Source organism: Pseudomonas sp. PVC-3-1 (genome assembly GCF_057444315.1).
This window is the reverse complement of the sequence record NZ_CM172023.1, coordinates 5,537,460-5,556,437: the sequence shown is the minus strand read 5'-3', so window position 1 is coordinate 5,556,437 and position 18,978 is coordinate 5,537,460. Positions and strand designations below refer to the sequence as shown.

Here is an 18,978-nt window from a genome sequence, read left to right as displayed (position 1 = left end):
AGTAAACGCCTAGTAATCGATGATTATGTTGTAAAAACAACAACTGATAGTCTGTAGGAGAATGCTGCCATGCACCCTCGTGTGCTTGAAGTCACCCAGCGCATCCAGGCCCGCAGCGCGTCCACGCGACAGCGCTACCTCGATCTGGTCAAGGCAGCCGCCACCAAGGGCCCGCACCGCGGCACGCTGCCCTGCGGAAACCTCGCCCATGGTGTCGCGGCCTGTGGTGAATCCGACAAACAGGCGCTGCGGCTGATGAACCAGGCCAACGTCGCCATCGTCTCCGCTTACAACGACATGCTCTCCGCGCACCAGCCGCTGGAGCGCTTCCCGGAGCTGATCAAGGACGCCCTGCGGCAGATCGGCTCGGTCGGCCAGTTCGCTGGCGGCGTGCCGGCCATGTGCGATGGCGTCACCCAGGGCGAACCGGGTATGGAGCTGTCCCTGGCCAGCCGCGACGTGATCGCCATGGGCACCGCCATTGCCCTGTCCCACAACATGTTCGACGCCGCCCTGTGTCTGGGCGTCTGCGACAAGATCGTCCCCGGCCTGCTGATCGGCTCGCTGCGCTTCGGCCACCTGCCGGTGGTGTTCGTGCCCGCCGGCCCGATGCCCACCGGCATCTCCAACAAGGAGAAGGCCGCAGTGCGCCAGCTGTTCGCCGAAGGCAAGGCCACCCGCGAGGAGTTGCTGGCCTCGGAGATGGCTTCCTACCACGCGCCGGGTACCTGCACCTTCTACGGCACCGCCAACACCAACCAGTTACTGGTGGAGGTAATGGGCCTGCACCTGCCTGGGGCCTCCTTCGTCAACCCGAACACCCCGCTGCGCGACGAACTGACCCGCGAAGCCGCCCGCCAGGCTGCGCGCCTGACCCCGGAGAACGGCCAGTTCGTGCCCATGGCGGAAATCGTCGACGAGAAGGCCATGGTCAACTCGGTGGTGGCGCTGCTGGCCACCGGCGGCTCGACCAACCACACCCTGCACCTGCTGGCCATCGCCCAGGCGGCCGGCATCCAGCTGACCTGGCAGGACATGGCCGACCTCTCCGAAGTCGTGCCGACGCTGGCGCGCATCTACCCCAACGGCCAGGCCGACATCAACCACTTCCAGGCGGCGGGCGGCATGTCCTTCCTGATCCGCCAGCTGCTCGATGGCGGCCTGCTGCATGAAGACGTGCAGACCGTGGTCGGCAAGGGCCTGCGCCGCTATGTTCAGGAACCTTTCCTGGACGACGGCAAGCTGGTCTGGCGCGAAGGCCCGGCAGCGAGCCTGGACGAGAACATCCTGCGCCCCATCGACAAGCCGTTCTCCCCTGAGGGCGGCCTGCGCCTGATGGAAGGCAATCTCGGCCGCGGCGTCATGAAGGTTTCCGCCGTGGCGGTGGAGCACCAGATCGTCGAAGCCCCGGTGCGCATCTTCCACGACCAGTCGAGCCTGGCTGCCGCCTTCAAGGCCGGCGAGCTGGAGCGCGACCTGGTGGCCGTGGTGCGCTTCCAGGGCCCGCGCGCCAACGGCATGCCGGAGCTGCACAAGCTCACGCCGTTCCTCGGCGTGCTGCAGGACCGCGGCTTCAAGGTGGCGCTGGTCACCGACGGGCGTATGTCCGGCGCGTCCGGCAAGGTGCCGGCGGCGATCCACGTATCCCCGGAGGCACTCAACGGTGGCCCGCTGGCCAAGCTGCGCGATGGCGACGTGGTGCGCGTCGACGGCACCACCGGCGAACTGCGCGTTCTGGTGGACGCGGCGGAATGGCAGGCGCGTCCGCTCGTCGAGACACCGACCATTGATAACCTGGGCATGGGCCGCGAGCTGTTCGCCTTCATGCGCAATGCCTTCAGCCCGGCGGAGCAGGGCGCCTGCAGCTTCACGGCTGAACTCAACGGTCCGAGCTGACCCGTCTGACGTCCTGTGTGACGGACTGCCTGTCCGTCGCACGGGACGTTTCCGTCGCTGTCCTATGCTGGCATGATCCCGCGCCGCACCTTTCACCCAACTTCCAGGCCCGAGCCCGCGATGAACTCCAATAACGCTCAGTCCTCCTCCAACGGTTTCGCCCTGGTCGGCGATATCGGTGGCACCAACGCCCGCTTCGCCCTGTGGCGCGGTGAAGTCCTCGAATCCATCCAGGTCCTGGCCTGCGCCGACTACCCGCGCCCGGAAGACGCCGTGCGCGACTATTTGCAGCGCGTCGGCCAGCCGCTGTCTTCCGTCGAGAACGTCTGCCTGGCCTGTGCCGGTCCCGTTGGCGCTGGCGACTTCAAATTCACCAACAACCACTGGGTGATCCGCCGTGACGCCTTCCGTGCCGAACTGGGCCTGAGCCACCTGTTGCTGGTGAATGATTTCAGCACCATGGCCTGGGCAGCTTCGCGGCTGTCGGAAGAGCACCTGGTGCAGGTGCGCCCCGGCAAGGCGCTGGAAGGCCGTGCCAAGCTGATCATCGGCCCGGGCACCGGCCTGGGTGTAGGCAGCCTGATGCCGCTGCCCTCCGGTGGCTTCGAGGTATTGCCCTGTGAAGGCGGCCACGTCGACTTGCCGGTTACCTCCGAGCGCGACTTCGCCATCTGGCAACTGCTGCGCGAAAAATACGGCCACGTCTCGGCCGAGCGCGTGCTCTCCGGCAGCGGCCTGGAAAACCTCTACCGCATGAGCTGCCAGCTCGACGGCGTGGAGCCACTTTGCGCCACCGCCGCCGAGATCGGCGAGCGTGCCATGGCTGGCGATGCGTACGCCGATGCGGTGCTGGAGCACTTCTTCCTCTGGCTGGCACGGGTTGCCGGCAATGCGGTGTTGACGGTCGGCGCGCTGGGTGGCGTGTACATCACCGGCGGCATCGTCCCGCGCTTCCTCGAACGCTTCCAGCGCAGCGGTTTCGCCGAGGCGTTCCGCACCCGTGGCAAGACCAGCGGGCCGTACCTGGAGCCGATTCCGGTGTGGGTCATGACGGCAGATCACCCCGGCCTGTTCGGCGCGGGTGTTGCTCTGGAACAGGCGCTGCGCAACGAAGGTTGATTCACCGATACATCCATTAGAACAACAAGAAAGGACGCCCGACGTGAACCAGCCTGCCAAATCCATCCTGCTGGTGGACGACGACCAGGAAATCCGCGAGCTGCTGGAAACCTACCTCAGCCGCGCCGGCTTCCAGGTGCGCAGCGTCGCCGACGGCGAAAGCTTCCGGCGTGCGCTGTGCGACGAGGATGCCGCCCTGGCGATTCTCGACGTGATGCTGCCCGACGAGGACGGCTTCAGCCTCTGTCGCTGGATTCGTTCGCACCAGCGCCACGCGTGCATGCCGGTGATCATGCTCACTGCCAGCTCCGACGAGGCCGACCGCGTGGTGGGCTTGGAACTGGGCGCCGATGACTACCTCGGCAAGCCCTTCAGCCCCCGCGAGCTGCTGGCGCGGATCAAGGCGCTGCTGCGCCGCGCGCAGTTCACCCAGGTTCGGGGCGGCGAGGTCATCGCTTTCGACGACTGGCGGCTGGATACCATCAGCCACCGGCTGTTCCACGAGGACGGCGAGGAGCACTTCCTCAGTGGCGCCGACTTCGCGCTGCTCAAGCTGTTCCTCGACAACCCCCGGCAGATTCTCGACCGCGACACCATCGCCAGCGCCACCCGTGGCCGCGAGGTGATGCCGCTGGAGCGCATCGTCGACATGGCCGTCTCGCGCTTGCGCCAACGCCTGCGCGATACCGACAAACCGGCGCGGCTGATCCAGACCGTGCGTGGCAGCGGCTACCTGCTGGCCGCTCAGGTTCGCCCGCATCTCGCCGGTCATGAGTGAGCGCCGCCGCTGGTCACTGGTGCCGCGCTCGCTGCTCGGCCGCATGCTGTTGCTCACCCTGCTGGCGGTGCTGATCGCCCAGGGGCTGTCGAGCCTGTTCTGGATTTCCCACCTGCGCAGCAGCCAGCGTGACGGCCTGCTCACCAGCTCGCGCAGCCTGGCCTATTCCATGGCTGCCAGCGTCAGTTACTTCCGTTCGCTGCCCATCGGCTACCGTCCGCTGGTGCTCGATCAGTTGCGCAGCATGGGCGGTACGCGCTTCTTCGTTTCGCTTAACGAACGCCCGCTGGACATGCGTGCGCTACCGGACACCACCAACAAGCAGGCGGTGATCGACATCGTGCAGGACGTGCTGCACCAGAAGTTGGGCAAGGACGTCGAGCTGCAGGTGGAGTTCGTCAGTCCCGATGACCTGCGGCTGTTCAACGGCGAGTTGAAGCTGGAAGAACTGCCGCGCTCCTGGGCGCATTACGCGTTGACGCTGGAACCGGTGAACCCGCCGGTGCTGGTCACGCAGATCCGCATCGGCGTCAGCGAATGGCTGTACATCGCCAGCCTGATGCCGGCGCCCTATGTCACCCTGGAGCCCGAAGGCCTGCCGCCGCAGCAGGTCATTTCCATCGTTTTCACCACGCTGTTGCTGCTGCTGTTCACCGGCACCCTGGTGCACTGGCAGAGTCGCCCGCTCAAACGCCTGGCCCGCGCCGCCCGCGACATCGCCCTGGGTGGCCAGGACCAGCCGCTGGAGGAGAGCGGGGCGAGCGAACTGGTGGAGGTTTCCCGCGCCTTCAACACCATGCGCGAGCGCATCGATCGTTACGTCAACGAGCGTGGCCAACTGTTCAGCGGTATCTCCCACGACCTGCGCACCCCGATCACCCGCTTGCGCCTGCGGGTCGAACTGCTGGAGGACGAGCAGGCGCAGGAGAAGTTCAGTCACGACCTCGACGAGTTGGAGTTGCTGGTGAAGGGAGCGCTGCAATGCGTGAAGGACACCGACATCCACGAGAACATCGAGCCGGTGGACCTCAACCAACTGCTGCAATACGTGGCCGGCCCCTACATCGCGGATGGCCGCGTCGAGGTGCTGGGCGCCGCACTTGAGCCCTACCCGGGCAAGCCGCTGGCACTCAAGCGCTGCATCGGCAACCTGCTGGACAACGCACTGAAGTACGGCGGCCGCGCTCAGCTGAGCATCGAGGACGATGTCGACGCGGTGGTCCTGCATGTCGACGACCAGGGGCCGGGTGTGCCGGAGCAGCGCCTGGAGAAGGTCTTCGAGCCGCGCTTCCGGTTGTCTGAACGGGGGCAGGGCTACGGCCTCGGGTTGGGGATCGCGCGCAACATTGCTCATACGCACGGTGGGGAAGTGACGTTGCAGAATCGCCGGGAGGGTGGGTTGAGGGTGACGTTGCGGTTGCCGAGGTTGGAGGTGGAGTAAGGCGGTTCGAGTTTGCCGGTAGGTATGGCGTGTGCTGAGGACGTTTCCCTCTCCCTAACCCTCTCCCTGAAGGGAGAGGGGACTTGCCCGGCATGCTCGTTCAGACCTGAGTCGGCTTGATACAAAGGTCACCAGGAGCGCAGAAAGCTACAGACAGCTCGGAAAATTCCCTCTCCCTTCAGGGAGAGGGCTGGGGAGAGGGTGGCGGGCCGAGGCACTAGCCTCCAGCAGTACATCCGCTGGAGCCTCGCGAATGACCTCCCACCTCACCCAATTCTCAAAACAACTGCGCCACGACCAGACCGAAGCCGAGCGAGCCCTCTGGCACCACCTGCGCGCCCACCGCTTCCTCGGTCTCAAATTCCGCCGGCAGAAGGCCATAGGGCCCTACATCATCGATTTCATTTGTCACGAACGAATGTTGATCATCGAACTGGATGGTGGACAGCATCTGGGCTCCGGCCGAGACCAGCAGCGCGACGCATGGCTCAAAACCAAAGGTTTCAAAGTCCTGCGCTTCTGGAATCATGATGTGCTGTTGAAGATGGATTCGGCGCTGGAGGTGATACGCCTGGCGATTGATGGGGACGCTTTTCCCTCTCCCCAACCCTCTCCCTGAAGGGAGAGGGGGCTGCTCGGCGTGAAGCGAAATGTCGGCGTCAGCCGGCCTTCTCATTGATGTTTGAAGCTGCGATGGCATCAGGAGAGCTGCTCGCTTGGCATCGCAGAGGACAGCTCCCTCTCCCTTCAGGGAGAGGGCGGGGGAGAGGGTGGTAGGCCGAGCAGAATTCCCCCAGGGGTATCCGAAAGCGCGCATTCACGCTCCAATCCACCTCTTTGCTCATCCCCACCAAAGCCCCCAATGTCACCACCTGGTGACAATCAAAGATCGCTTCGTTACCCGGAGAACGGAATGCCTTGGATAGACTCGGACCATCGCAAGCGCAGACTTGCCTCCAATAACAAGAACAAGGTGCTCCCCATGAATGCGATCCGTCGCCTGTCGGCCGCCATCTGTCTTTCCTCCTTCTGTCTCTCCCCAATGCTTGCCCATGCCGGTGAAGTCGAAGTGCTGCACTGGTGGACGTCGCCCGGTGAAAAGCGCGCCGCCGAAACCCTGAAGAAACTCGTCGAGGCCAAGGGCCACACCTGGAAGGACTTCGCCGTCGCCGGTGGCGGTGGCGAAGCCGCCATGACCGTGCTGAAGACCCGCGCCGTGTCCGGCAATCCGCCGGCTGCCGCGCAGATCAAGGGGCCGGACATCCAGGAGTGGGGTGAACTGGGCCTGCTCGCCGACCTCAACGATGTCGCGGCCGAGGGCAAGTGGGACCAGCTGCTGCCGCCGCAGGTGGCGCAGATCATGAAGTACAAGGGCGACTACGTGGCCGTGCCGGTCAACGTGCACCGGGTGAACTGGCTGTACATCAACCCGGAAGTCTTCAAGAAGGCCGGCGCCACGCCGCCGACCACCCTGGATGAATTCTTCTCCGCCGCCGACAAGCTCAAGGCCGCCGGCTTCACGCCGCTGGCCCATGGCAGCCAGCCGTGGCAGGACGGCACCCTGTTCGAGAACCTGGTGCTCAGCAAGATGGGCCCGGAAGGCTACCGCAAGGCCTTCGTCGAGCTGGACAAGGAAACCCTCACCGGCGCGCCGATGGCTGACGTCTTCGCTGCGCTCAAGAAGCTGCACGGCTACGTCGATGCGGACGCCGCCGGCCGCGAATGGAACGTCGCCACCGGCATGGTCATCAACGGCAAGGCCGGCATGCAGATCATGGGCGACTGGGCCAAGAGCGAGTTCACCGCCGCCGGCAAGGTGGCGGGCAAGGATTATCAGTGCCTGCCGTTCCCCGGAACGCAGAAGGCATTCGACTACAACATCGACTCGCTGGTGATGTTCAAGCTGAGCAACGAGGAAAACCGCAAGGCCCAGGAAGACCTGGCGCGGGCGGTACTCGACCCGTCCTTCCAGAAGGACTTCAGCCTGAACAAGGGCTCGATCCCGGTAAGACTGGACGTCGACATGACGCCCTTCGACAGCTGTGCCCAACAGTCCATGAAGGACTTCAAGGCCGCCTCCGCCAGCAACAACCTGGTGCCGAGCATGGCCCATAGCATGGCCGCCTCCAGCTACGTGCAGGGCGCGATCTTCGACGTGGTCACCAACTTCTTCAACGACCCCGCCGCCGATCCGCAGAAGGCCGCGCAGCAACTGGGCGCCGCCATCCAGGCCGCCGCGCAGTAAGGCGCTCGCCGGCTCCGTAGCGGAGCCGGCTTCTCTCCCAGCAGAACGATTCCGGGCGGCCGCCGCAGCCCGGGCGGGCTCACTCATCCTCGAGAAAGCAGATGGCGACCCAATCTCCGACTTTCACTCCTGCAGCCAGCCCGCGCGCTTCGCTGCTCGACGGCCTGCAGGCCTGGCTGCCGAAGCTGGTGCTGGCCCCGAGCATGCTCGTGGTGCTGGTCTGCGTGTACGGCTACATCGGCTGGACGCTGCTGCTGTCCTTCACCAATTCGCGCTTCATGCCGGCCTACAGCTGGGCCGGACTGACCCAGTACCTGCGCCTCTGGGACAACGACCGCTGGTGGGTGGCGAGCAAGAACCTGCTGCTGTTCGGCGGCCTGTTCATCGGCGTTTGCCTGGTGCTCGGGGTCTTCCTCGCCGTGCTGCTGGACCAGCGCATCCGCCGCGAAGGCTTCATTCGCACCGTTTACCTCTACCCCATGGCGCTGTCGATGATCGTCACCGGCACCGCCTGGAAGTGGTTGCTCAACCCCGGCCTGGGGCTGGACAAGCTGCTGCGCGACTGGGGCTGGACGGGTTTTCGCTTCGACTGGCTGGTGGACCCGGAGCGGGTCGTCTATTGCCTGGTGATCGCCGCCGTGTGGCAGGCCTCCGGCTTCGTCATGGCGTTGTTCCTCGCCGGCCTGCGCGGTGTCGATCCGGCCATCGTGCGCGCCGCCCAGGTGGATGGCGCGAGCCTGCCGACCATCTACCTGCGTATCGTCCTGCCGAGCCTGCGCCCGGTGTTCTTCAGCGCGTTGATGATCCTCGCGCACATCGCCATCAAGAGCTTCGACCTGGTCGCCGCGATGACCGCCGGCGGCCCCGGCTACTCCTCCGACCTGCCGGCGATGTTCATGTACGCCCACACCTTCACCCGCGGCCAGATGGGCCTGGGCGCGGCCAGCGCGATGCTGATGCTGGGCGCCGTGCTGGCCATCGTCGTGCCGTACCTGTATTCCGAACTGCGGGGCAAGCGCTATGCATGACTCGACCCTTAAATCGTCGTTCAGCCTGAGCCGCCTGGCGGTGCACGCGACCCTCTGGGGAGCCGTGGCGCTGTACGTTATACCGCTGCTGGTGATGCTGCTGACCAGCTTCAAATCACCCGAGGACATCCGCACCAGCAACCTGTTGGCACTGCCGGACGTGTTCACCGTGATCGGCTGGGTGAAAGCCTGGGGCGCGGTGGGCGACTACTTCTGGAACTCGGTGAAGATCACCGTTCCAGGCGTGCTGATCTCCACCTTCATCGGCGCCATGAACGGCTACGTGCTATCGATGTGGCGCTTCCGCGGCTCGCAGCTGTTCTTCGGCGCGCTGCTGTTCGGCTGCTTCCTGCCGTTCCAGGTGATCCTCCTGCCGATGTCCTTCACCCTCGGCAAGCTCGGTCTGGCCAACACCACCATTGGCCTGGTGATGGTGCACTGCATCTACGGCCTGGCCTTCACCACGTTGTTCTTCCGCAACTACTTCGTGGCGATTCCTGATGCGCTGGTGAAGGCCGCGCGCCTGGACGGTGCGGGGTTCTTCACCATCTTCCTACGCATTCTGATGCCGATGTCCACCCCCATCGTCATGGTCTGTCTGATCTGGCAGTTCACCCAAATCTGGAATGATTTCCTCTTTGGGGTGGTGTTCGCCAGTGGCGACGCCCAGCCCATCACGGTGGCTCTGAACAACCTGGTGAACATCAGCACGGGCGTGAAGGAATACAACGTCGACATGGCGGCCGCGATGATCGCGGCGCTGCCCACGCTGGTGGTCTACGTACTGGCCGGCAAGTACTTCGTGCGCGGGCTCACCGCCGGCGCCGTCAAAGGTTGAGGTAAGCACCGATGTCCACCCTTGAACTGCACAACCTGCACAAGTCCTACGGCGCGGGCCTGGCGGACACTCTGAAATCGATCAACCTGTCGATCGAATCGGGCGAATTCCTGATTCTGGTCGGGCCGTCTGGCTGTGGGAAATCCACCCTGATGAACTGCATCGCCGGCCTCGAAAATGTCACCGGCGGCGCCATCCTGGTCGACGGCCAGGACATCAGTGGGATGAGTCCGAAAGATCGCGATATCGCCATGGTGTTCCAGTCCTACGCCCTTTACCCAACCATGAGCGTGCGCGAGAACATTGCTTTCGGCCTGAAAATTCGCAAGCTGCCCAAGCCCGAGATCGACGCGGAAGTGGCTCGCGTTTCGAAGCTGCTGCAGATCGAACACCTGCTCGAACGCAAGCCCTCGCAGCTTTCCGGCGGCCAGCAGCAGCGCGTGGCCATGGGCCGGGCGCTGGCGCGGCGGCCGAAGATCTACCTGTTCGACGAGCCGCTGTCGAATCTCGACGCCAAGCTGCGCGTGGAGATGCGTACCGAAATCAAGCTGATGCACCAGCGCCTGAAGACCACCACGGTGTACGTGACCCACGATCAGATCGAGGCCATGACCCTGGGTGACAAGGTGGCGGTGATGAAGGACGGCATCGTGCAGCAGTTCGGTACGCCGCAGCAGATCTACAACGACCCGGCGAACCTGTTCGTCGCCAGCTTCATCGGCTCGCCGCCGATGAACTTCATTCCGCTCAAGGTGCAGCAGCAGGGCAGCCGGCTGGTCGGTCTGCTGGACAGTGGCCAGGACCGTTGCGAGCTGCCACTGCAACTGGACGCCGGGCTGGTCGAGGGCCGCGAACTGATACTCGGCGTGCGCCCGGAGCAGGTTCAACTGGCCACCGATGGCGCCAACGGCCCGAGCGATCTGCGCGCCGAAGTCGAAGTGGTCGAGCCCACCGGCCCGGACACCCTGGTCTTCGTCTCCCTCAATGGCGTCAAGGTCTGCTGCCGCCTCGCGCCGGACCAGGCGCCGCAGCCAGGCTCTTCCCTGCAGCTGCGCTTCGATCCCTCCCGCGCGCTGCTGTTCGATGCGCAGAGCGGTGAGCGCCTGCGTGCCGAGCCACGTGGCGATGGCGCAAACAAGGTAACGCCGCTCTCGCGGCAGAAGCATTCCTGAACTGTATGACCACTGCCTGAAGTTCACTGCCTGAAACTACGCTTAAAACCAAGACAACGAGGACGCTGGAGATGCACAAGAACAACAAGAACCTGCCTGCAGCAAGGACCCTGGGCTGCCTGCTCGCACTGAGCTGCGTGGGCAATGTCGCGCATGCCGCCGATGCCTTCTCTTCCGAGTCCCAATGGGGCCTGGGCGACTGGGGCGGCAAGCGCACCGAGCTGCTGGAAAAGGGCTACGACTTCAAGCTCGACTATGTAGGCGAAGCGGCCAGCAACCTGGGTGGCGGCTACGATCAGCACACCACCGCGCGCTACTCCGACCAGTTCGCCCTCGGCACCCACCTGGACCTGCAGAAAATCCTCGGCTGGGACGCCACCGAGTTCCAACTGACGGTCACCGAGCGCAGCGGTCGCAATCTCTCCAACGACCGCATCAGCGACCCCCGTGCCGGGCAGCTCAGTTCCGTGCAGGAAGTCTGGGGCCGTGGCCAGACCTGGCGCCTGACGCAGATGTGGATCAAGCAGAAGTACTTCGACGGCGCGCTGGACGTGAAGGTCGGCCGTTTCGGCGAGGGCGAGGACTTCAACAGCTTCCCCTGCGACTTCCAGAACCTGGCCTTCTGCGGCTCGCAGGTGGGCAACTGGGTCGGCGGTATCTGGTACAACTGGCCGGTCAGCCAGTGGGCTGCGCGGGTGAAGTGGAACTTCAACGACGAGTGGTACGCCCAGGTTGGCGCCTACAACCAGAACCCGTCGAACCTGGAGACCGGCAATGGCTTCAAGCTCAACGGCAGCGGCACCAAGGGCACCATCCTGCCGGTGGAGCTGGTGTGGATGCCCAAAGTCGGTGCCGCACAACTGCCGGGTGAGTACCGCCTGGGCTACTACTACAGCACCGCCGAGGCCGACGACGTGTACGACGACGTCAACGGCAACCCGCAGGCGCTCACCGGCGAGCCGGCCAAGAGCCACAGCGGCAAGCACGGCTGGTGGGTGGTGGTGCAGCAGCAGGTCACCGCGCACAACGGCGACGCCTCCCGCGGCCTGAGCCTGTTCGCCAACTTCACCGTGCATGACAAGGCCACCAACACCGTCGACAACTACCAGCAGCTCGGTGTGGTCTACAAAGGCCCGTTCGATGCGCGGCCCAAGGACGATATCGGCTTCGGCGTGGCACGCATCCACGTCAACGACGATGTGCAGGATCGCCAGCGCCTGGTGAACCAGGTCAACGGTATCGAGGACTACGACAACCCGTTGTACCAGCCGATCACCGACACCGAGTACGACGCCGAGCTGTACTACGGCGTGCATGTGACCAATTGGCTCACCGTGCGCCCGAACCTGCAGTACATCCGCCATCCGGGTGGCGTGGACGAGGTGAACAACGCCGTGGTGGCCGGCCTGAAGATCCAGTCCACCTTCTGATTGCTCCCTGGTGCGAACCTGGCCCGTCCATAGCGACGGGCCTTTTTTATCTGTTCCGGGCGGTGTGTTGGGTGGTTCCTCGGCTGCTTTTTGTTGGAGCGAGCTGGCTCGCGAATAAGCGGGACCCCGGTGTCAGGCGGCTCGCGAGCAAGCTCGCTCCTACAGAAGCCAGAGGCGGGCGGACCCGAAGCGGGCGAGGAACCCTTTTTCATTGGCGCGGGCGCTGCGCGTGACTAGGCTTTGCGGTTAGAATCGCCGCCTTTTCTGTAAGATGTAGTGAAACTACAGAGATCTTCACGCCCCGGAATGTCCGGGCAGGGATTGGATCAGGACATCCGGACAATGCTCGAGCATCCGCTGCAGCGCTTTTTTCATTCCATGCGGGGCAAGCGCCCCTTCGACTGGGTGCGCTTCCAGCGTCGCGACCTGCTGCTCATCGATCACCCGCAATGCCAGGCGGTCTTCAGCCGCCAGGGTGCGCAACTGCTGCACTTCCAGCCGCGCGGCGCGCGTCCGCTGCTGTGGTGCTCCAGCCAGTGGCCGAGCCTGAGCACGGCGCCGATCCGTGGCGGCATCCCGGTCTGCTGGCCCTGGTTCGGCAGCCACCCCACCGAGGCCGACTGGCCGCAGCACGGCTGGGCACGCCAGCGCGAGTGGCGCATGCTCGACGCCTGGGCCGACGACCAGAAGGCGGTGGTCAGTTGGCAGCTGGACATCGAGGACTGGCACGTGCGCCTGGAAGCGCGCCTGGGTCAGGACCTGGACATCGAACTTTCCAGCTACCACGAGGATGACAGCGACTGCCTGTTCAGCTTCGCCCTGCAGCCTTACTGGCGCGTGGGCTCGCTACGTCGCTCGGTGGTCCATGGCATGGAACTGGACGGCAAGGCCAGCGGCCTGCCCAACACCTGGGCGCCCCGTGGCGCGGTCAAGCAGGTGCTCTACAACACCGGTTCCCTGGTGCTGGAAGATGCCGGCTGGCAGCGCCGCCTGCGTATCGACAAGAACACCAGTGCCGGCAGCGTCATCTGGCACCCCGGCAGCCGCGCAGTCGAGCAGGTCGAGCCGGGTGAGGCGGAGCGCTTCCTGTGCATCGGCGCCGCGGGTTATCGCGCGGGTGGGCTGATCCTCGCCCAGGGCGAGCGCATGCTACTGAACCTGCGCGCCGGATTGGTCTGACCTCCAGAACTCAACAGGGCGGCTGAGCTGTAGGAGCGAGCTTGCTCGCGAACCCGCCCACCTGTAGTGCTGCCGGCGAACGCGTTCGCGAGCAAGCTCGCTCCTACAGTAGGGGGGCTGCGCGCTCTTGGACGGTGAACGTGAAGTGTCGCCCTGGGCAAGAGCATGGCGGGGAGCTCCCCTGCTTCGGGAGCCGTCCGAGCGAATCGAGGGAGGGGAGTGCGGACAGCCTCTCGGCGAGGCCATCCGCAAGACGAGGGCGCGCCCTCAGGACGGTTGCTGAGGCGTACCCAGCAGCGACTTGCCGGTTTTCTTCTGCCGCTTGGCCATGCGCTTTTCGTGCGCAGTTTTCAGTGGCTTCTTCTTCGCTTGTTTCTTCGCGTCGAGACCTTTCATGAGCCTGTCCTCCGACGGGACGCCCTCGGGCCGAGAGCTGACTGCTTCAGCATAGTCCCGTGGCAGGCGGCCGTTCAGCCGGCGGTCAGACGTTCCAGTTCACGACGCACCATGTTGGCGTAGTGCGGTGGGCTCAGCTGGTACAGCTCGCCGGCCACCCAGGGCAGCCAGCGGGAGCCGAGGTGGTCGCGTTCGGCCAGCAGGCGCCGGGCTTCGGCCTCGGCGCGCTGGGCGTGTTCCTGGTGGTAGTCGGCACGGCTCATCGGTGGTTCTTCGGAAGGGCGTCAGGTCTTGGCACAGCTCAGCGTCTGCGGATCGATGGTGATGCTGGCCAGCGGCTTGGCGTCGCTGCCAGCGTACTCGTGGGTGACGCTCAGTTGGTGCTCGCGGAAACGCTGCAGCAGGTCGGGCTGCTGGCAGGTGGTGCCTTCGAGCTGCTTCTTCAGGCCGCTCTCGAACTTGGCGCGGGCGCCCAGATCCATGGCGTCCAGGCGCAGGTTGGAGATGGCGTAGCGGTAATACAGCATCTTTTTCGCCGGGTCGAGCTGCACGCTGTTGAGGGTGGTTACCTTGTCCACCTGGCGCGGCAGGTTGGACTTGGTCACCTGGTCGAAATAGTCCGCCGATTCCTTGAGGAATTTCGTTTCGTCGGGGGAGTCTTCGGCGTGGACGGCAAGGCTGGTGAGCAACAGGAAGGGCAGGGCGAGACGGGCAAACGGCATGGGGGATTCCTGTACGGCTGATGGGGGCAAAGGTGCAGGCTCAGTATGTGCGACAGCCAGGCAATGGCCGGGTTCGGTCGAGTGTGCAGTGAGGCCACGCTCATGGCCTGTGAGTGTAGAGCACCGCCAGCCGCTGTCCGCTCGCGGGGCGATTCTTTTGCGAGTAGGCTTGCCGGCGACCGTTTCCCTACCCATTTCCCCAGGTCCGCAGCCCCGCCATGATCGAACTGACCCAGGTTGACCTTCGCACCGATCCCGCCGCGCAACGCGTGGTGAAGGATGAAACCGTCACCGTCGAATTCGCCACTGAACCGGGTGAATTGATGAGCCTCGAAGGCCCGAACCGTTATGCCGTTGGCGACGCGATCATCAGCGGCGCGACCGGTGAGCGCTGGGTGGTCTCCCGCGAGCGCTTCGACCCGAAATACCGGCCCTCGGACACCGGGCTCGCCCATGGTGAGCCGGGCGCCTATCGCAATATTCCCAGCCCGGTGCTGGCTCGGCGCATGGACGAGTCCTTCACCCTGCTGCGCTCGGCCGGTGGCGATCGGCTTGCCGGTGCGGCGGGCGACTGGGTCATGCAATACGCCCCCGGCGACTACGGAGTGGTCAAGGCCGAGCGCTTCGCCAAGGTCTATCGCCTGGCCGACTGAAACCGCCGCCGTTCTGGCCAGCATGCCCCGCCAGCGGCTAAGGTCTGTGCTGGCGGACGCTCTGCTCCGCGCATTTGTTGCAACTTTGCCGGTGCTGCGCGGGTCCACCTTGCAGCCGCCGGCGGGCGGGACGCTCATCGGGAGGACGATGCGGGATGCGATTCATGGACATGCGCGGGCTCAGTCTGGGGCCCTGGAAGCTGATTCGGCTGACGCTCAAGGAGTTTCTCGACGACGAGATGCCCACCTATGCCGCTGCGCTGGCCTACCAGGGGTTGTTCTCGCTGTTCCCGTTCCTGCTGTTCCTGATTGCGCTGCTGGGTTTCCTGCACTTGCCGGAGTTCTTCGACTTCCTCCGCCAGCAGGCCGATTACGTGTTGCCGGCGCAGGCGCTGGAGCAGGTCAACCCGGTGATCGACCAGTTGCAGCAGCGCCAGGGCGGGCTGCTGTCCATCGGTATCGTGGTGGCGCTGTGGTCGTCCTCGGCGGCGGTGCGCTCGCTGATGATCGCGCTCAACGCCGCCTATGACGTGCGCGAAGGCCGGCCTGCGTGGAAGCGCATCCCGCTGTCGCTGTTCTACACCTTCGGCCTGGTGGCCATGCTGATGCTGATCGCCGCGCTGATGATCCTCGGGCCCCAGGTGATGGGCTGGATCGCCGCGAAGGTGGGGCTCGAGGACTTCGTGGTGATCCTCTGGAGCATCCTGCGCTGGCCGGTGATCGTGCTGCTGATGATGATGGCGGTGGCGATCATCTACTACGTCACGCCCAACGTGCAGCAGAGGTTCCGCTTCATCACGCCCGGCTCGATGCTCGCGGTGGTGCTGTGGATCGCGGCTTCACTGGGCTTTGGCTACTACGTGAAGAACTTCGCCGACTACAACGCCATGTACGGTAGCGTCGGCGCGATCATCGTGCTGCTGCTGTATTTCTATATTTCGTCGGCGGTATTGCTGCTGGGTGCGGAGCTCAACGCGGTGATCGAACACCATCTGCCCCATGGCAAGGATGCCGGCGAGAAGACCTTCGAGGAGGCCGAGCCGGCGCCGGAGGAGGGCTAGGGTTGTGCCGGCTGTGTGGCGACGGCAGGCGGCTCGCTGAGCAGGGCATTGACCAGTGCGGTGGCTTTTTCGAAGGACGGGTAGCCGCTCTTGGCGACGTCCAGGTTGGCGTAGTCTTCCAGGTACTGTTGCGCCTTCTGCGGGTCGGCCTGGTCCACCAGGAAGGGCTCCGACCAGATCTTGTAGAGCAGCGCTACGGCGTAGGGTTGGCCAGCGTCGGCAGCCTTTTTCAGGAGCGGCAGCACTTCATCCACCTGTGGACCTTCCTTGATCTTCAGCAGCGCCATGTAGAAGCTCGCTTCGCCGCGTTCGTCCTTCTCCAGGGCACGGACGAGCAGCGCCTCTGCCAGCTCGTAGTTGGCCAGGTCGCCGGTGGCGATCAGCAGTTTCGCCTGCAGCATGTCGTTCTGGTAGAGCAGGCGCTCCTGGCGGCAGGCCTCGCCACTCAGCGGTTCGTCGCAGGGGTTGCTGGCGCTCGTGGAGCAGCCGGCCAGCAGCAGTGGCAGGGCCAGAGCGGCCAGTAGGTAAGGTGTGTGTGGCTTGCCCATGCAAGTCCCTCGGGGGCGAATGTCAGGGTTCGACCGGTCGGCGGGCGCGTCGGTTCTGCTCATTGGCCAGAAGCATAGCCGCTGCACTTTAGCCTGATGCCTCACAGGGCTTCGAAACCGGGCAGGCGCGGCAGGCGCTCAATGAGGAAGTCGATCAGCGCGCGGCTCCGGGCCGGCAGAAAACGGCGCGAAGGATACAGCAGAGTCGCCTCCTGGGTGGGACCGCGCCACTGCGGGAGCAGGCGCTGCAAGCTGCCGTCGGCCAGCAGGTCGGCCACCAGCCAGGCTGGCGTGAGGCCGAAGCCGGCGCCCAGGCAGTAGCTCTCGCGGATCGCCAGGGAGCTGTTCACCGTATAGCGGCTGCGTGTGGCGAGGTTCAGCTCGCGGCCGTCGGCATGGCGCAGCAGCAGGTTCTGCCCGGCGTCGAGCCAGGCGAAGCGCAGGTAATCGGCCAGCGGCAGGTCTTCGGGGCTGCCCAGCGACGGCTGACGTGCAACCCAGGCCGGCGATGCGACCAGAAAGCGCGGTGAGCGAGCCAATGGGCGGGCGATCAGCTGTTCGGGCAGTTCGCCGCCCAGGCGCAGGGCCAGATCAATGCCTTCCTCGGCGAGATCGACGAAGCGGTCGTTGAGCAGCAGCTCCACCTCGACTTCCGGGTGCAACTGCATGAACTCCAGCAGCAGTGCATTCAGGCGCAGCACGCCCAGGCTCACCGGCGCGCTGACCCGCAGGCGGCCGCGCACCTGTTCGGTCTCGCCACGGGCCTCGCTGATGCCCTCGGCGTAGCTTTCCAGTGTCTGCCGGGCGTGCTCGTAGAAGCGCCGGCCCTGTTCGGTGGGTTGCACGCGGGTGGTGCTGCGGATCAGCAATTGCGCGCCGACCTGGCGCTCCAGCGCCGCCATGGTCTTGCTCACCGTCGGCTGGCTGCTGCCGGACTCGCGGGCCACGGCGGAAAGGCTGCCCAATTCCACGGCGCGGACGAAACAGTGCAACGCCTTGAGGGTATCCATGTCCTATTCGTTTATCGAATGACGGGTCTGCCAATATGCCGTCTACCGCCGTGATTGGGAATGACTGAGCCTGTGTCCATCCCATCATCGATATCGAGGACCGCCATGAAACGATTGCTGCTCGCCGCCCTGATCGCCCTTGCCCTGCCGCTGGCGCAGGCCGAGGAAGGCCACTGGCAGGCAACCTGGAGCGCCAGCCCACAACGCACCTGGGGCAAGGAGGTGCCGCTGCCACTGGGCGTGCCCAGTGTGATCGGCAACCACACGCTGCGGCAGAGCGTGAAGGTCAGCCTGGGCGGGCAGCGCGTGCGCATCGTGCTGTCCAACGCCTATGGCAGCCAGCCGGTGGCCATCGGTGGTGGAGCCGTGGCGCTCGCCGCACCGGCTGGGCGACTGGGCGGTCCGAGCCGGCGCCTGACCTTCGCCGGGCAACCCACGGCCTATATCGCGCCCGGCGCCGAACTGCTCAGCGATCCACTGGACCTTGCCGTGCCGCCGCTGGGCGAGCTGGCCGTGTCGCTCTACCTGCCGCAGCCGACCGCCATCGAAAGTTTCCACTGGGATGGCAAGCAGCGCATCTACGGCGGACCGGGCGAGCAGCTCGACGCCGTGGAGTTGCCGACGGACGGCAAGATGGAAGCTCGTCTGTTCCTTGCCGACGTGCTGGTGGAAAGCCCCGATGCGCGGCCCGTGGTGGCGGTACTCGGCGACTCCATCACCGATGGCCGTGGCGCCAGCCTGGACGGCAACCAGCGCTGGCCGGACGTGCTGGCGCAACGGCTGGCGGCGCACAACGTGGGTGTGATCAATGCCGGCATCTCCGGCGCACGCTTGCTCTCCGACGGCATGGGGCAGAGCGCCCTGGTGCGCTTCGGGCGCGACGTGCTGGGCAAGCCGGGAGTCGAGGCGGCCATTGTGCTGCTGGGGATCAACGATATTTCCTGGCCCGGCAGCACCTTCGCGCCGAACAATCCGCTGGTGCAGTACGAGGACCTGGTCGGCGGTTACCGCCAACTGATCGCCCAGGCCCATGTGCGCGGCGTGCGTATCGTCGGCGCGACCATCCTGCCGTTCGAGCGCGCGCTGAGCGGGTCGCCCATAGAGAACTACCACGCCGCCAACAAGGAAGCGCTGCGCCAGCGGGTGAACCAGTGGATTCGCGAGAGTGGCGAGTTCGATGCAGTGGTGGACCTGGACGCGCGGTTGCGTGACCCCGCCCATCCGTTGCGCCTGCTGCCGGCCTACGACAGCGGCGACCATCTGCACCCCGGCGATGCGGGGAATCGGGCGATGGCTCAGAGCGTGGATATCGATGCGTTGCTCAGGGGCGTCCTTTAGGGGCGCCCTGCGGGCGCTGATCGCGGGCATGGCCCGCTCAAGCAAGATTCACGCGTCATACCTGTAGGAGCGAGCTTGCTCGCGAACCGCTTTACTCCGCGCCCGCCTGTGAGCTGTGTTCGCG

General features: G+C 65.2%; 19 protein-coding genes. 14 read left to right on the top strand and 5 right to left on the bottom strand.

From position 1 onward, the window contains the following. The first annotated feature begins 69 nt into the window (after positions 1-69). From edd to AC2T4A_RS25445, 11 genes are all read left to right on the top strand, one after another. Positions 70-1,896 (top strand): phosphogluconate dehydratase, encoded by a 1,827-nt coding sequence (gene edd, locus AC2T4A_RS25495; protein WP_486742091.1) that lies wholly within the window; start codon positions 70-72, stop codon positions 1,894-1,896. Between the two features lie 120 nt (positions 1,897-2,016). Next, positions 2,017-3,015: a glucokinase gene (locus AC2T4A_RS25490; protein WP_478379529.1), complete on the top strand. Its 999-nt coding sequence runs from the start codon at positions 2,017-2,019 to the stop codon at positions 3,013-3,015. Positions 3,016-3,058: 43 nt separating this feature from the next. Beyond that, the gene (locus AC2T4A_RS25485) at positions 3,059-3,793 is read left to right on the top strand and encodes a response regulator (protein WP_301534648.1); all 735 of its coding nucleotides are present in this window, start codon (positions 3,059-3,061) and stop codon (positions 3,791-3,793) included. 19 nt (positions 3,794-3,812) lie between these two features. After that, positions 3,813-5,234, top strand: a complete 1,422-nt coding sequence (locus AC2T4A_RS25480) for an ATP-binding protein (protein WP_416752080.1) — start codon at positions 3,813-3,815, stop codon at positions 5,232-5,234. Positions 5,235-5,487: 253 nt separating this feature from the next. Then, positions 5,488-5,853 (top strand): endonuclease domain-containing protein, encoded by a 366-nt coding sequence (locus AC2T4A_RS25475; protein ID WP_486742090.1) that lies wholly within the window; start codon positions 5,488-5,490, stop codon positions 5,851-5,853. Between the two features lie 363 nt (positions 5,854-6,216). Then, a complete protein-coding gene (locus AC2T4A_RS25470; RefSeq protein WP_486742089.1) occupies positions 6,217-7,479 on the top strand; it encodes an ABC transporter substrate-binding protein in 1,263 nt (420 codons plus the stop codon). A gap of 101 nt (positions 7,480-7,580) precedes the next feature. Continuing rightward, positions 7,581-8,507: a carbohydrate ABC transporter permease gene (locus AC2T4A_RS25465; protein WP_486742088.1), complete on the top strand. Its 927-nt coding sequence runs from the start codon at positions 7,581-7,583 to the stop codon at positions 8,505-8,507. Continuing rightward, positions 8,500-9,345 (top strand): carbohydrate ABC transporter permease, encoded by an 846-nt coding sequence (locus AC2T4A_RS25460; protein ID WP_416752020.1) that lies wholly within the window; start codon positions 8,500-8,502, stop codon positions 9,343-9,345. Before AC2T4A_RS25465 ends, AC2T4A_RS25460 begins: the two co-directional genes overlap by 8 nt. 11 nt (positions 9,346-9,356) lie before the next feature. Beyond that, positions 9,357-10,517, top strand: a complete 1,161-nt coding sequence (locus AC2T4A_RS25455) for an ABC transporter ATP-binding protein (protein WP_486742087.1) — start codon at positions 9,357-9,359, stop codon at positions 10,515-10,517. 71 nt (positions 10,518-10,588) lie between these two features. After that, on the top strand, positions 10,589-11,947 hold the full coding sequence (locus AC2T4A_RS25450) for a carbohydrate porin (protein WP_486742086.1): 1,359 nt from the start codon (positions 10,589-10,591) through the stop codon (positions 11,945-11,947). Between the two features lie 342 nt (positions 11,948-12,289). Next, positions 12,290-13,126 carry a D-hexose-6-phosphate mutarotase gene (locus AC2T4A_RS25445; RefSeq protein WP_017516670.1) on the top strand — a complete coding sequence of 279 codons (837 nt, stop codon included), beginning with the start codon at positions 12,290-12,292 and terminating at the stop codon, positions 13,124-13,126. Between the two features lie 267 nt (positions 13,127-13,393). Here the strand turns inward: AC2T4A_RS25445 and AC2T4A_RS25440 are convergent, their stop codons facing one another. The 3 genes from AC2T4A_RS25440 to AC2T4A_RS25430 form a co-directional block, all read right to left on the bottom strand. After that, entirely contained in the window at positions 13,394-13,522 is a 129-nt protein-coding gene (locus AC2T4A_RS25440; RefSeq protein WP_017516671.1) for a hypothetical protein, read from the bottom strand. Between the two features lie 74 nt (positions 13,523-13,596). Further along, complete coding sequence (locus AC2T4A_RS25435; protein ID WP_416752028.1) at positions 13,597-13,785, bottom strand: hypothetical protein; 189 nt, start codon at positions 13,783-13,785, stop codon at positions 13,597-13,599. 21 nt (positions 13,786-13,806) lie between these two features. After that, positions 13,807-14,244: a hypothetical protein gene (locus AC2T4A_RS25430; protein ID WP_486742085.1), complete on the bottom strand. Its 438-nt coding sequence runs from the start codon at positions 14,242-14,244 to the stop codon at positions 13,807-13,809. 218 nt (positions 14,245-14,462) lie between these two features. On the opposite strand from AC2T4A_RS25430, the gene AC2T4A_RS25425 reads away from it, so the two are divergent. Next, the gene (locus AC2T4A_RS25425) at positions 14,463-14,897 is read left to right on the top strand and encodes a PGDYG domain-containing protein (protein WP_416752032.1); all 435 of its coding nucleotides are present in this window, start codon (positions 14,463-14,465) and stop codon (positions 14,895-14,897) included. Positions 14,898-15,052: 155 nt separating this feature from the next. Further along, on the top strand, positions 15,053-15,958 hold the full coding sequence (locus AC2T4A_RS25420; protein ID WP_416752034.1) for a YihY/virulence factor BrkB family protein: 906 nt from the start codon (positions 15,053-15,055) through the stop codon (positions 15,956-15,958). Here AC2T4A_RS25420 and AC2T4A_RS25415 read toward each other — a convergent pair. Together AC2T4A_RS25415 and AC2T4A_RS25410 are read right to left on the bottom strand one after the other, a co-directional pair. Further along, positions 15,955-16,506 carry a hypothetical protein gene (locus tag AC2T4A_RS25415; RefSeq protein ID WP_486742084.1) on the bottom strand — a complete coding sequence of 184 codons (552 nt, stop codon included), beginning with the start codon at positions 16,504-16,506 and terminating at the stop codon, positions 15,955-15,957. The genes AC2T4A_RS25420 and AC2T4A_RS25415 overlap by 4 nt on opposite strands. A 101-nt stretch (positions 16,507-16,607) precedes the next feature. Continuing rightward, positions 16,608-17,516, bottom strand: coding sequence for a LysR family transcriptional regulator (locus AC2T4A_RS25410; protein ID WP_486742083.1), 909 nt, complete (start codon positions 17,514-17,516; stop codon positions 16,608-16,610). A 60-nt stretch (positions 17,517-17,576) separates the two neighbouring features. Between AC2T4A_RS25410 and AC2T4A_RS25405 the strand changes: the two genes are divergently transcribed. Continuing rightward, entirely contained in the window at positions 17,577-18,854 is a 1,278-nt protein-coding gene (locus AC2T4A_RS25405; protein ID WP_416752040.1) for an SGNH/GDSL hydrolase family protein, read from the top strand. Positions 18,855-18,978 lie beyond the last annotated feature (124 nt).

Bases quoted from the DNA above. Each gene is read 5' to 3' on its own strand.
- edd (WP_486742091.1), top strand. From the start codon at position 70: ATGCACCCTCGTGTGCTTGAAGTCACCCAGCGCATCCAGGCCCGCAGC.
- AC2T4A_RS25490 (WP_478379529.1), top strand. From the start codon at position 2,017: ATGAACTCCAATAACGCTCAGTCCTCCTCCAACGGTTTCGCCCTGGTC.
- AC2T4A_RS25475 (WP_486742090.1), top strand. From the start codon at position 5,488: ATGACCTCCCACCTCACCCAATTCTCAAAACAACTGCGCCACGACCAG.
- AC2T4A_RS25470 (WP_486742089.1), top strand. From the start codon at position 6,217: ATGAATGCGATCCGTCGCCTGTCGGCCGCCATCTGTCTTTCCTCCTTC.
- AC2T4A_RS25465 (WP_486742088.1), top strand. From the start codon at position 7,581: ATGGCGACCCAATCTCCGACTTTCACTCCTGCAGCCAGCCCGCGCGCT.
- AC2T4A_RS25460 (WP_416752020.1), top strand. From the start codon at position 8,500: ATGCATGACTCGACCCTTAAATCGTCGTTCAGCCTGAGCCGCCTGGCG.
- AC2T4A_RS25455 (WP_486742087.1), top strand. From the start codon at position 9,357: ATGTCCACCCTTGAACTGCACAACCTGCACAAGTCCTACGGCGCGGGC.
- AC2T4A_RS25450 (WP_486742086.1), top strand. From the start codon at position 10,589: ATGCACAAGAACAACAAGAACCTGCCTGCAGCAAGGACCCTGGGCTGC.
- AC2T4A_RS25445 (WP_017516670.1), top strand. From the start codon at position 12,290: ATGCTCGAGCATCCGCTGCAGCGCTTTTTTCATTCCATGCGGGGCAAG.
- AC2T4A_RS25440 (WP_017516671.1), bottom strand. From the start codon at position 13,522: ATGAAAGGTCTCGACGCGAAGAAACAAGCGAAGAAGAAGCCACTGAAA.
- AC2T4A_RS25435 (WP_416752028.1), bottom strand. From the start codon at position 13,785: ATGAGCCGTGCCGACTACCACCAGGAACACGCCCAGCGCGCCGAGGCC.
- AC2T4A_RS25430 (WP_486742085.1), bottom strand. From the start codon at position 14,244: ATGCCGTTTGCCCGTCTCGCCCTGCCCTTCCTGTTGCTCACCAGCCTT.
- AC2T4A_RS25425 (WP_416752032.1), top strand. From the start codon at position 14,463: ATGATCGAACTGACCCAGGTTGACCTTCGCACCGATCCCGCCGCGCAA.
- AC2T4A_RS25420 (WP_416752034.1), top strand. From the start codon at position 15,053: ATGCGATTCATGGACATGCGCGGGCTCAGTCTGGGGCCCTGGAAGCTG.
- AC2T4A_RS25415 (WP_486742084.1), bottom strand. From the start codon at position 16,506: ATGGGCAAGCCACACACACCTTACCTACTGGCCGCTCTGGCCCTGCCA.
- AC2T4A_RS25410 (WP_486742083.1), bottom strand. From the start codon at position 17,516: ATGGATACCCTCAAGGCGTTGCACTGTTTCGTCCGCGCCGTGGAATTG.
- AC2T4A_RS25405 (WP_416752040.1), top strand. From the start codon at position 17,577: ATGACTGAGCCTGTGTCCATCCCATCATCGATATCGAGGACCGCCATG.